This window comes from Pseudomonas sp. NFR16, assembly GCF_900108875.1.
Taxonomy (GTDB): Bacteria; Pseudomonadota; Gammaproteobacteria; order Pseudomonadales; family Pseudomonadaceae; genus Aquipseudomonas.
In genome coordinates, this window is the sequence record NZ_FNYJ01000007.1 from 207,954 (window position 1) to 220,010 (window position 12,057).

Annotated in this window: 12 protein-coding genes and 1 pseudogene; 8 read left to right on the plus strand and 5 right to left on the minus strand. The window is 56.7% G+C overall.

The window, feature by feature from the left end; all coding sequences use genetic code 11:
- Positions 1-53 precede the first annotated feature (53 nt).
- Positions 54-1,118 (plus strand): class II fructose-bisphosphate aldolase, encoded by a 1,065-nt coding sequence (fba, locus tag BMZ10_RS24260; RefSeq protein ID WP_093468420.1) that lies wholly within the window; start codon positions 54-56, stop codon positions 1,116-1,118.
- 311 nt (positions 1,119-1,429) lie between these two features.
- On the opposite strand, the gene BMZ10_RS24265 is transcribed toward fba, so the two are convergent.
- The 3 genes from BMZ10_RS24265 to BMZ10_RS24275 all read right to left on the minus strand — a co-directional run bounded on the left by BMZ10_RS24265 (position 1,430) and on the right by BMZ10_RS24275 (position 4,111).
- On the minus strand, positions 1,430-1,909 hold the full coding sequence (locus tag BMZ10_RS24265) for a thioesterase family protein (protein ID WP_093468422.1): 480 nt from the start codon (positions 1,907-1,909) through the stop codon (positions 1,430-1,432).
- 164 nt (positions 1,910-2,073) lie between these two features.
- Positions 2,074-3,039 (minus strand): L-carnitine dehydrogenase, encoded by a 966-nt coding sequence (locus BMZ10_RS24270; protein WP_093468424.1) that lies wholly within the window; start codon positions 3,037-3,039, stop codon positions 2,074-2,076.
- A 184-nt stretch (positions 3,040-3,223) separates the two neighbouring features.
- Entirely contained in the window at positions 3,224-4,111 is an 888-nt protein-coding gene (locus BMZ10_RS24275; protein WP_093468426.1) for a 3-dehydrocarnitine:acetyl-CoA trimethylamine transferase CdhC, read from the minus strand.
- A gap of 308 nt (positions 4,112-4,419) precedes the next feature.
- On the opposite strand from BMZ10_RS24275, the gene BMZ10_RS24280 reads away from it, so the two are divergent.
- Positions 4,420-5,394, plus strand: a complete 975-nt coding sequence (locus tag BMZ10_RS24280; RefSeq protein ID WP_093468428.1) for a GlxA family transcriptional regulator — start codon at positions 4,420-4,422, stop codon at positions 5,392-5,394.
- Between the two features lie 123 nt (positions 5,395-5,517).
- On the opposite strand, the gene BMZ10_RS24285 is transcribed toward BMZ10_RS24280, so the two are convergent.
- Complete coding sequence (locus tag BMZ10_RS24285) at positions 5,518-5,940, minus strand: DUF3010 family protein (RefSeq protein ID WP_093468430.1); 423 nt, start codon at positions 5,938-5,940, stop codon at positions 5,518-5,520.
- Positions 5,941-5,988: 48 nt separating this feature from the next.
- On the minus strand, positions 5,989-6,393 hold the full coding sequence (locus BMZ10_RS24290; RefSeq protein WP_093468432.1) for a lysozyme inhibitor LprI family protein: 405 nt from the start codon (positions 6,391-6,393) through the stop codon (positions 5,989-5,991).
- Between the two features lie 322 nt (positions 6,394-6,715).
- On the opposite strand from BMZ10_RS24290, the pseudogene BMZ10_RS24295 reads away from it, so the two are divergent.
- The 6 genes and pseudogenes from BMZ10_RS24295 (at position 6,716) to BMZ10_RS24330 (ending at position 12,047) form a co-directional block, all read left to right on the plus strand.
- Positions 6,716-7,199 (plus strand): annotated as a pseudogene (locus BMZ10_RS24295) (Hcp family type VI secretion system effector).
- Between the two features lie 9 nt (positions 7,200-7,208).
- Positions 7,209-8,168 (plus strand): hypothetical protein, encoded by a 960-nt coding sequence (locus tag BMZ10_RS24300; protein WP_093468434.1) that lies wholly within the window; start codon positions 7,209-7,211, stop codon positions 8,166-8,168.
- Positions 8,165-8,545: a hypothetical protein gene (locus BMZ10_RS24305; protein WP_093468436.1), complete on the plus strand. Its 381-nt coding sequence runs from the start codon at positions 8,165-8,167 to the stop codon at positions 8,543-8,545. The genes BMZ10_RS24300 and BMZ10_RS24305 overlap by 4 nt, the downstream gene beginning before the upstream one ends.
- 1,210 nt (positions 8,546-9,755) lie before the next feature.
- Entirely contained in the window at positions 9,756-10,172 is a 417-nt protein-coding gene (locus BMZ10_RS24320; protein ID WP_093468443.1) for a hypothetical protein, read from the plus strand.
- A gap of 216 nt (positions 10,173-10,388) precedes the next feature.
- Positions 10,389-11,366 carry a dipeptidase gene (locus BMZ10_RS24325; protein WP_065991250.1) on the plus strand — a complete coding sequence of 326 codons (978 nt, stop codon included), beginning with the start codon at positions 10,389-10,391 and terminating at the stop codon, positions 11,364-11,366.
- Positions 11,367-11,516: 150 nt separating this feature from the next.
- Positions 11,517-12,047 carry a DUF5943 domain-containing protein gene (locus BMZ10_RS24330; protein WP_093468445.1) on the plus strand — a complete coding sequence of 177 codons (531 nt, stop codon included), beginning with the start codon at positions 11,517-11,519 and terminating at the stop codon, positions 12,045-12,047.
- Positions 12,048-12,057 lie beyond the last annotated feature (10 nt).

A 12,057-nucleotide genomic window follows, 5' to 3' on the forward strand; every position in this document is an offset into this window, starting at 1 on the left:
GCCGATACGGCTGGCACGCACGATTAACGACCCTACCGGGAGAGAGACAGACAATGGCACTTATCAGCATGCGCCAGATGTTGGACCACGCAGCCGAATTCGGTTACGGCGTCCCTGCATTCAACGTGAATAACCTGGAACAAATGCGCGCCATTATGGAAGCGGCCGACAAGACCGATTCTCCGGTGATCGTTCAGGCCTCCGCCGGTGCGCGCAAATACGCAGGCGCCCCGTTTCTGCGTCACCTGATTTTGGCGGCAATCGAAGAATTCCCGCACATCCCGGTGGTCATGCACCAGGACCACGGCACCAGCCCTGCTATCTGCCAGCGTTCCATCCAGCTGGGTTTCAGCTCGGTCATGATGGACGGTTCCCTGCGCGAAGACGGCAAGAGCCCGGCCGACTACGAGTACAACGTGCGCGTCACCCAGGAAACTGTCGCCATGGCTCACGCCTGCGGTGTTTCGGTAGAAGGTGAGCTGGGTGTTCTGGGCTCGCTGGAAACCGGCATGGCCGGTGAAGAAGACGGTGTCGGTGCCGAAGGTCAGCTCGATCACAGCCAGATGCTGACCGATCCGGAAGAAGCAGCCGACTTCGTCAAGAAGACTCAGGTCGACGCGCTGGCCATTGCCATCGGCACCAGCCACGGCGCTTACAAGTTCACCAAGCCGCCTACCGGCGACATCCTGGCGATCGAGCGCATCAAAGAGATCCACAAACGCATCCCCAACACCCACCTGGTGATGCACGGTTCTTCTTCCGTTCCTCAGGAATGGCTGAAAATCATCAACGAGTTCGGCGGCGACATCAAAGAAACCTACGGTGTGCCGGTCGAAGAAATCGTTGAAGGCATCAAGCACGGCGTTCGCAAGGTCAACATCGACACCGACCTGCGTCTGGCATCGACTGGTGCCATTCGCGAATTCATGGCGAAAAACCCGAGCGAATTCGACCCGCGCAAGTACCTGGCCAAAACCGTATCGGCCATGCGTGACGTGTGTATCGCGCGTTATGAAGCGTTCGGCACCGCTGGCAATGCCTCGAAGATCAAGCCGATCTCTCTGGAGAAAATGTTCGAGCGTTATGCTAAGGGCGAGTTGAACGCCAAGGTCAACTGATCATTATTTGATCGGTTCATCGGCAAGTAAAGCCCGCAGCGATGCGGGCTTTTTTGTAGGTGGCTTTTCTAGTCCGGAGTGATATCAGACTGTAAGAGCGCGCTTGCTCGGAGCCGCCATCGGAAGAAGACTGATTCCAACCACCTTCACACCATGCACCGGCCTCTTCCCGGCTGAAGCCGGTCCTACAGACGCTGCAAGCTTTTCGTAGGACCGGCTTTAGCCGGGAAGGCGTCGCGTATTACGCCGTTGATCAAAAGGCGGCAAAGACAGTTGCCTCACTCCTGCAGCGTTTGGCATCCGCTGGCAGGTCAGGTTTTGCTCGGCAGAGCGATGGTGCGACCTACGTAGGCGGGAGCCGGTTGATCGTGTTGCGCTTCGCTGAGCTGGCGCAAGGCTTCCAGCGACTGTTCGCTGAACGGCGCCGACTTCGGCCCGGCGGCCAGATCCACATGCAGCAGCATCTGCTCGCTTGCTGCCAACTCGACATCCCCGTCGGCTTTGTACAGTCCGTGGTAAAGCTGCACTCGCTTGCGATCGTGCCCGATGATCTGCGTACGCACTTCCACCGGTTCGCCCAGCTTCACCTCGTGCAGATAATTGAGGTGGGCTTCCAGGGTGAACAATGAGTGACCGCTCGCATCCCGATCGTCACTGGCAAGGCCGATGCGATCCATGAACGCGTCTGTGGCGAAGCTGAAGATCAGCAGATAGAACGCATCGCGAAGATGGCCGTTGTAGTCGACCCAATCTTGGAGGATCGGGGTCTTGTAGGTGATCAAGGCGGGCATAGAGTTTCCTGGGCCTGAAGTCTTGGTTAGATGAACCGGCATATCGGTAATCCAGCTCACTCTCACAGAGTTTTTTCAGGGCCATAAAGGCCCGACAGCCTATAGCTCTGTGGGAATGAGCTTGCTTACGAAGGCGTCAGTTCAGACGCAGAGATGCTGGATGTTCAGTCCTCGAACGCCATACCGTGTTTTTCCTTGGTTTTCTTCACCGCCTCCAGCACCGCCAGCAGGCAATCGTCGCGATAACGCTCCAGTGCCGAGATGCTGTGGCTGCCGAGCTGATCGCGGGTACCGTCCACGACATCGTCGATCAGCTTGTCGGTCAGCTCCGGCGCCGGCAGGTAGGTCCACGGTAATTGCAGCGCCGGGCCGAACTGCGCCATGAAGTGACGCATGCCGGCATCGCCGCCCGCCAGGGTGTAGGTGAGGAACGTGCCCATGAAGGACCACCGCAACCCTGCGCCGAAGCGTATCGCATCGTCGATCTCGCCCGTCGTTGCCACGCCGTCGTTGACCAGATGCAGTGCTTCGCGCCAAAGCGCCTCGAGCAGTCGGTCGGCAATGAACCCCGGGACTTCCTTGCGCACGTGAAGCGGTCGCATGCCCAGCGACTCATAGACGTTGATGGCCGCCTGGATCGCTTCAGGGGCCGTGTTCTTGCCGCCCACCACTTCAACCAGTGGCAGCAGATACACCGGATTGAACGGGTGGCCGACGACGCAGCGTTCCGGGTGAGCAGCGCTTTCGTAGAATTCCGATGGCAACAGGCCGGACGTGCTGGAGCCGATGATGGCGTTGGGCTTGGCGGCGGCGCTGATCTTGCTGTGCAGGTCAAGCTTGAGGTCCAGACGCTCGGGGGCGCTTTCCTGAATGAAGTCTGCGTCGCGTACGCACTCTTCAATCGTTGGCACGAAACGCAGGCGATCCTGCGAGGCACCGGCGGCCAAGCCCTTCTGTTCCAGCGCAGGCCAGGCATTGGCGACGCGTTTACGCAGCGCCGCTTCCGCGCCCGGCGCCGGGTCCCAGGCCACGACGTCCAGGCCGTGTGCCAATGCGCGCGCAACCCAGCCGCTGCCGATGACGCCGCTACCCAGCGCGGCGAAGGTTTTGATTTCGGTGATGAAGGTCATGTCATTTACTCAAAGGAAGTTCGCAGAACACTGTAGGAGCGTGGCGTGTCCCGCGATCTGCCGCGAAGAGGCAGCAATCCGGCGAACACGATCTGTCTGATGCACAGGGTTTGTCGGTTTTACGACCGATACCCGGCCGATCGCGGGACACACCATGCGCCTACACAGGGAAACAGCTGTCAGATCAGAAGCGCTTTTTCAGGCCCATCTTCACGCGACCTTCTGCCGGGGTCATGACCCGCGCACCCATGCGGCTGAGGATTTCGCTGGCCCGTTCGACCAGTGCTCCGTTGCTGGCGAGCACGCCTTTGTCCAGCCAGATGTTGTCTTCCAGACCGACACGTACGTTGCCACCCAGCAGCACCGCTTGCGCCGCCATCGGCATCTGCATGCGGCCAATACCGAATCCGGCCCAGACCACATCGGCCGGCAGGTTATCGACCATCGCTTTCATGGTCGTGGTGTCAGCCGGTGCACCCCACGGAATGCCCAGGCACAGCTGGAACAACGGGTTGTCGAGCAGGCCTTCCTTCATCATCTGCTTGGCGAACCACAGATGGCCGGTGTCGAAGATTTCCAGTTCGGTCTTCACGCCCAGCTCTTGAATGCGCTTGGCGCCCGCGCGCAGTTGCGCAGGCGTCGAGACGTAAATCGTGTCGCCGTCGCCGAAGTTGAGCGTGCCGCAATCCAGCGTGCAGATTTCCGGCAGCAGCGCCTCAACGTGCGCCAGGCGGGTCAGCGGGCCGACCAGATCGGTGTTAGGGCCAAAGTCGGTAGGCCGCTCGCCCGGCCCGATTTCGAGGTCACCGCCCATACCTGCCGTGAGGTTGACGATGATGTCGATGTCGGCCTCGCGGATGCGGTCCATGGTCTCGCGATACAGCTCGACGTCGCGGCTGAACTTGCCGGTCTGCGGATCCCGCACGTGGCAATGCACAACGGTCGCGCCAGCCTTGGCGGCTTCAACCGCAGCGGCAGCGATCTGTTTCGGCGTGATCGGGACCAGATGGCTCTTCCCGGTCGTGTCGCCGGCACCGGTGAGTGCGCAGGTGATGATGACGTCGTGATTCATGTGTGGGGTTCCTTACAGGCCAGGGCGTTTGATGCGGGCTTTTGCCACCCGCTTTTGAGGTGCAAAGCTACGCACGCCAAGGCGCCTCCAAACGCACAGCGGCGACAAGCTCTTGCACAGCAGCGACCTGTGCTGTTGCCTCGTTCTCTGAACAGGCGTATCTCATACGGGATCAGAACGGTAGGAGCGTGCTTGCCCGCGATTGCGGTGTGCCTGTAGCGGTTCAATGACTGACACACCGCAATCGCGGGCAAGCGCGCCTCTGCAGTGGTTTTGCTCGCCAAAAATCCCCAAGGAACGCGCTAACGATGTCCCAGGATTTCTACTTTTTGCTCATGCCCGGCTTCTCCATGATGGGGTTCGTTTCGGCGCTGGAGCCATTGCGGGTTGCCAATCGCTTCGGTGGCGAGCTGTATCGCTGGCACATCCTGAGCATCGACGGCGGGCCGGTGATCGCCAGCAACGGCATGTCGGTTAACGCCGATGCCGCGCTGGAGCCGCTCAAGAAGGGCGCAACGCTGTGCGTCATGGGCAGCGTCGATCCCCTGAAGTTTTACACCTCCACACTCGAGCACTGGCTGCGTCGCCTCGACCTGGAAGGCGTGAAGCTCGGCGCCATTGATACGGGCAGTTTCGTACTCGCCGAAGCCGGTTTGCTGGAAGGCTATCGGCTCACGCTGCACTGGGAAGCGCTCGACGCCTTCAAGGAAACCTACCCGCATTTGCAAGCGACTCAGGAATTGTTCGAAATCGACCGGCGCCGCATCAGTTCGGCGGGTGGCACCGCGTCGATCGACCTGATGCTCGACCTGATCGCCCAGGCCCACGGCCCGGACCTGGCAATCAAGGTGTCAGAACAGTTTGTCCTGGGTCGTATTCGGCAGCGCAAGGACCACCAGCGCATGCAGATCGCCACGCGATATGGCATCAATAACAAGAAACTGGTGCAGGTGATCGGGGTCATGGAGCAGAACACCGAGCCGCCGCTCAGCACACTGGAGCTTGCCGATGGGATTCAGGTAACGCGCCGACAACTGGAGCGGTTGTTCCGCCTGCATCTGAACGACACGCCGAGCAACTTCTACCTGGGCCTGCGCCTGGAGAAAGCGCGGCAATTGCTGCGCCAGAGTGACATGAGCGTGCTGGAGGTGAGCATCGCCTGCGGGTTCGAGTCGCCTTCCTATTTCACCCGGAGCTATAAGGCGCGATTTGTGATGTGCCCGAGAGAGGATCGCGGGCGGGTGGCACGCGAGCCAAAGCTGGTTTCAGCGGACGCTAAATGACCTGATCGTTCACACGCTCCGCCTGGTGACGCCTTTGTGGACGCTATGCGTCCCTTGACAGCGGACGCGGAGCCTCCAGGACGGCATTTCCTCGCGAAGCGTGGGGACCATCAAGAACGACGGTTATTTAGCGCCTTTCATCAGCGCTGAACATGCGGCCTTGTACGCCTCATGCTGATACTTGTTCAGCGCCGATGGCAGTTCAAAGTTGTGCTTCTTCATCTGGGCGTTGATCGTCTGTGGCGACAGCAGCGTGACCTCGCAGTCTTCCAGCAACTGGAAAACGGTCTCGATCTTGAACGTGGTCGGGCCGCCGGCGAATTCGCCTTTCTTGCTGCGCTTCTTGATCGCGATGTGAGCGATGCCATTGTCCCGCACGAATGTCTCGATCTGACGCGCGAAGGCTTTGACGTTGCCAGCTTCGTCGTCGTCTTCCAGCGCGATCTTTTTAGTCGCCAGTGGCAGATGTTCGAGGGCGCCAGACGCGCGAGTGGCGACAGCGAAGATGGCTTCGCTGCCTTTGATTTCTACGCCGCAGATATTCATGTGCTTACCTTGAGCTGGTGAAGGGCGTCAGGGTAGCGCATTAAACGGTCATTCAGGCTGCAGGAGGCTTTCAACGTACTCCGAGCGCTCATCGCTGGTGCGCGCCAGGCAGTCGTTCTCACCAATGTTGAATTCCTTGCTGCCCGGTTTGGCCGGGAACACTTCTACGGCGCAGTCGGCGTCCCGGAGCTTCTTCCAGGCGTCCTGAGCCGTTTTCAGCTTGGTGATGAAGTCATTGGCCTCGGCTTTGTTTGCGCCGTACTGCGTGTTCACGCGTTCCAGCAGATTCTGGAAGTTCTCATCCAGCAACTTCACCGCCGTGTCGCGGCTGTACACCGAGCATTCCAGCGTCTGCTTGTCTTCATCCACGCCGTCGCAAGGAGTCGCATCAGGATTGGCCGCCGCCTGTGCGCCTGTCGCGAATAGAGCCAAAGCCAGAAAAATCGTCTTCATTGGAGCTTCCCGATTCAGTGATGCATCGAATTCTCGCCCAAGCGCGAGGCAAAGAACAGTTATCAAACGCAGCCCGCGGGAGCTGGCCGTCAGCCTTTGTCGTTTCTTGACGCTTTCGGCAATTTCCCTGTCGTTTTCGCTTGTGCCGCCGGACCCGTTAACCGTCAAAACCGGTGGCGGCAGCGATCAGTTGTTTATTTATCCAACCATTTCTCAGAAAAGTCGGAAGTTCTACTCAAGGGGTTGCATCGCCGGCTTGCTCAGGTAGGATCCAATTCCGCCAAGGAAGGCGATGCAATCAAATCACTCAGGGAGAGAACCCATGGCGCTCGACGCATTTATCGAATTCGAAGGCATTTCAGGCGAAAGCCTCGACGACAAGCACAAGAACTGGATCGAAATCCTCGGCTATAACTTCGGCACTCATCAGAGCGCCTCGGCCACTGCAAGTTCGGCAGGCGGCGCACCGTCGGGCCGGACCTCGGTCACGACGTTCAACTTCACCAAGTTTCTCGACTCGGCCAGCTGCAAGCTCATGCAAGCGAGTTGTTCTGGGCAACACTTTCCAAAAGTGACGATCGCGCTGCACCGCGCCGGCGGCGACAAACTCAAATACTACGAAATTGTCCTTGAGGAAGTGATCATCTCTGATTACTCGCAAAGCGCGAACGATGCCGCGTGAAGTCGTGCAGCTCGATTACGGCAGGATCAAAACCAGGTACACCCGACAGAGTCGCAGCGACGGGACGGGTAGCGGTACTGTCGCGGGTGGCTGGGATCGCATCAAAAACGCGATTTACGCGTGAGGGCCGTTTATGTCGCGGCCTTACAACTTCATCAATGAGCAGATGCAGACCTATTTTTCCATCAAGGGAAAACTGCCCTTGGGACGACGCGCGGCGCAGAAGTTCGATGTGCTCAACGCTCACATCCGCAACTCCACTGTCGCGGCAGGGGAAATCGTACTCGTCCCCGATGACTCAACCGCCGCGTGCACGGCTGAAGAGGCCGAACTCATGAGACTCGCTACGATGACCCACCAAGGGCTCATCGATAACGACGCAGGAGGCGACGACTTCATCGTGGCCAACCACGAACTTCTCACGCAGCTGCTTGGTAACACCTCCATCGGGATCGGGATAGCAGCCAACGCTTGGGAAAAACACCTGGAGCAGATCAAGACCACGCTCGACAGCATCGATGCCCTGCATAAACAACACATGGCCTCGGGAACGATGGTCGAGCGAAATCTGTTCTACACCAAACGCCGCCAGCTTTTCGACCAGTTAGAAAAGTTGCTGAAAAGCTTCCTCAGCCTGGGAGCCGGAATGCGCAACTCGGGCTCAATTCGGCGCATGCTGGGGATTTCGACTAAAAGCTACCTGCATACGGGTGAGATCAGACATTACGCCGAAAAATCGAGCGGCGTCGCCAGAGCGGCGAAGCTGATAAAACGGGGAGCTTATGTGGGGATTGTGTTGGACACGGCTTCAACGGCGGTTGATATCAGAACGGCCTGTTCAACGGGGCGGGAGGAGGAGTGTACGAAGGCGAAGTATGTTGAGGGGAGTAAGCTTGCGGGTAGTCTTGGGGGCGCTGCCGCCGGGGCGGGAGTGGCTACTATGATTTGCGTTACCGCGCTGGGGCTTACAACTGGTCCGGGTGCACTCGCCTGCGGTGTGGTCATTGGCGGGATATTGGGTTGGCGAGGAGGCGAGATAGGAGGTAAGGGAGGTGAGATGACGGGCGAATTACTTTATGAGGTCTCGCAATGAAAGATATCGTACCTGCCCTAGTTGCAGCTTCGATAATGATCCCCGGAGTCCTGAACGTATTTGTGTTGCTATTCATCACTTGGTGGGTAAGAGGCGAGGTAGACAGCCGCCTTTCTCGGTGTTCCGTTGTTGTAGATATTAAGACCACTTTTGGTGGTCTGGGATTCATCGGAGATCTCTATAGGGTCGGCACCGTGGCATGTGTCTTAATGTTTCCTAAGCTGTTTCTTAAACGACGAGTCATCGATATTCGGCAAGTGGCAGGCTTTCCAAATAAATTGAAACGCTTGATCGTGGTGCCGTTTTTGCTAAATATAATTTTTTTTACGGCCATGCTCGTGTTTCGTGCTTGGCTATATTTTTATGATTTTCAATGACTTCATATATTTTGTAGACTATTTCCTCAACGTACACGGATAATTGGTAACACCTCTATCGGCATCGGGATAGCAGCGAGTGCGGGAAAACTTGGGATGGGGCGGCGGAAAATTAGGAGGTTTGGGTGGTGAATATTTCGGGGATTTCCTATACAGAGTGGTTGAACCATGAGTGTTGATCCAGGACTCGTCGCCGCTGGAATAATGATTCCGATGCTTATTGATTTACTCGCGATAGTGGCCATGACCTGCTGCATCAGAAACAGAGTGGATAGGCTGCTGAGTAATTGTTCAGTAGTCGCAGACCATAAAGCTACTTTCAGTGGATTGGGTTTCATAGGAGACGTTGTCAGGATAGGGGTGGTGAGTACAATCTTTCTTGCTCCCAAAGTCTACTTGAAACGAGGTGTCATCGATGAGGCGCAAATTAGAATTTTTCCCAGGAAGTATAAGATACTAATTATGCTCCCTTGGATGGTATCTGTCATTGTGCTGTCTGCATTGGTGGGTTTTCGTATCTGGATCTATATTGCTGATATTCCTCCAGTTAGCAAGTAAATAGAGACAGGAATCCTTTCCATCTCTTGCGAGTTTATTTTGCCAGCGCCCCGCATTCTTATCGTGGTCACAGGAGTGGATATGCACGTAATGGGTCATCCCTAAATGAACGGTCTCGATCCTGGACCATGCGGGCTTATCGTATTAACGCTTCTGTTCTTCAACCTGATTGGTCTTGCGGGAGTGACCGTTTACGCTCGCGAGAAGGTTGATAGATTGCTCTGTAACTGTTCTGTAGTGGCGGATAATAAAGCGACGTTGAGCGGGTTGGGATTGATGGGGGACATTGTCAGGATCGGGGTTGTGGGGAGTCTTTTGGTTTTCCAAAGACATATGCAAATAAAACCATTGTGGATGAAGAGCAAGTCAACGCCTTTCCAGCGAAATTAAGATGATGATTGTTACGCAATGGCTGGCATTGGCGGTAATTATGTCTGCGCTGCTTGGTTTGAGTATTTGGATGAGATTTTTTAGTTGAATGGCGCCATGCTATGCGAGGGGCAGCAGTGGCGGTGAGTTTTTGGGTGCGAAGCGTTACAGGCTGGGACGATGAATGCAATTGATTCGGGCCTGATTGCAGCTGTCGTCATGGAACTTGCGTTTCTCAATCCCATCTCCTTTGTTGTTTTCTTACGATCGGCTGGAGGCCATGATGACAATCAGAAGCGGCCGCTATCGTCATAGTGGCGCGATTAATTTTGCGGATTATGACGTTATGATTTTGACGATCAGCATCCTTTTTGGAGCCACTCTGGTGTATACCGCGTTGATAACGTTGTATCTGCGCCACAAGATCGACAAATCACTCGATAACTGTTTAGCGGTCACGGACACTTCTTTGTTTCAGATCGGGACCGGGTTTTCGGGAGATATCAGAAAGTTAGCCATCGTCAGCGCAATGTTCCTTCGACCCAAAATGTTCCTGAAACTGGGTGCTATGGATGTGGAACAAGTCGATGCATTCCCGAAAAAATTCAAATACATGATGTTGGCTCAGGTAGCGCTGGCTACATTGACGACGTTTATCAGCCTCGTTTTTTTGATTTGGGTGCATCTTCCCGACTTCTGAAGTCCACCCCAGAGCGAAATCCGCCCCTCTTGTGCGACCCCTGCATCATCGCGAGGACCTGCTGCGCCGTCGTGCTTTCGCCCTTTGTCGTTTCTTGACGCTTTCGGCAATTCCCCTGTCGTTTTTGCACCCGGCTCCTCCGACCTGCAGGCATATGCTGGCCCCAAAGCGCTGGCAGACGTTCCGGCGCGTGATTAACCTAAAGGGGACAGCCTGATGAGCCCAGCCGAATTACACGCCGACAGCATCGTTATTGACGGGCTGATCATCGCCAAATGGAACCGTGAGCTGTTCGAGGACATGCGTAAGGGTGGCCTGACCATGGCCAACTGCACTGTTTCGGTGTGGGAGGGTTTTCAGCAGACCGTCAACAGCATCGCTTCCAGCCAGAAGTTGATCCGTGAGAACAGCGATCTGGTGATCCAGGTGCGCAATACCGCCGACATCCGCAAGGCCAAGGAGCTGGGCAAGACCGGCATCCTGTTCGGCTTCCAGAACGCACACGCTTTCGAAGACCAGATCGGTTATGTCGAGATCTTCAAGCAGTTGGGCGTGGGCATCGTGCAGATGTGCTACAACACCCAGAACCTTGTCGGCACCGGTTGCTATGAGCGCGACGGCGGCCTGTCGGGCTTTGGCCGCGAAATCGTCGCGGAAATGAACCGCGTCGGCGTCATGTGCGACCTGTCCCACGTAGGTTCCAAAACCTCTGAGGAAGTGATTCTCGAATCGAAGAAGCCAGTGACCTACTCCCACTGCCTGCCTTCGGGCCTCAAAGAGCACCCACGCAACAAATCCGACGCCGAGCTGAAATTCATTGCCGACCATGGCGGATTTGTCGGTGTGACCATGTTCGCGCCGTTCCTGGCCAAGGGCATTGATTCGACGATCGACGATTACGCCGAAGCCATCGAATACGTGATGAACATCGTCGGCGAAGACGCCATCGGCATTGGCACTGACTTCACCCAAGGCCACGGTCAGGAGTTCTTCGAGTACCTGACTCACGACAAGGGCTATGCCCGCCGTCTGACCAACTTCGGCAAGATCATCAACCCGCTGGGCATCCGCACCGTCGGCGAGTTCCCGAACCTGACCGAAACCCTGCTCAAACGCGGCCACTCGGAGCGCGTTGTGCGCAAGATCATGGGCGAGAACTGGGTGCGCATCCTGGGCGACGTCTGGGGCGAATAGCGTGGGACGCTCCAGAGCCTGCTGCGCAGACCAATAGCTGCATCAGCTCTTGGCGTTGCTCGCCACGGCTGAAACCACCGCGAACATCTTCAAAAAGCGAAGCCAAGGGCTTTGTTTTCAATTACACGAATTTTCTGGAGTTAAGTTTCCATGGCCAAGATCGCCCCGCAATTGCCAATTGAAGTCGACAGCGAGACCGGTGTCTGGACCTCCGACGCTCTGCCAATGCTGTACGTACCGCGTCACTTCTTCGTCAACAACCACATGGGCATCGAGGAAGTACTGGGTGCCGAAGCCTACGCCGAGATTCTCTACAAGGCGGGCTACAAATCGGCCTGGCACTGGTGCGAGAAAGAAGCCGAATGCCACGGCATCGAGGGCGTCGCGGTGTTCGAGCACTACATGAATCGTTTGTCGCAGCGCGGCTGGGGCCTGTTCAAGATCCAGGAGATCGATCTGGATAAAGGCACCGCCAGCGTCAAGCTCGAGCACTCAGCCTTCGTTTACGTCTACGGCAAAGTCGGTCGCAAGGTCGATTACATGTTCACGGGCTGGTTCGCCGGCGCCATGGACCAGATTCTCGCTGCCAAAGGCAGCTCCGTTCGCACCGTGGCCGAGCAGGTTTACGGCGGTTCGGAAGAAGGCCACGAAGATGGCCTGTTCGTCGTAAAACCGTTGTAAGCCGAGGACC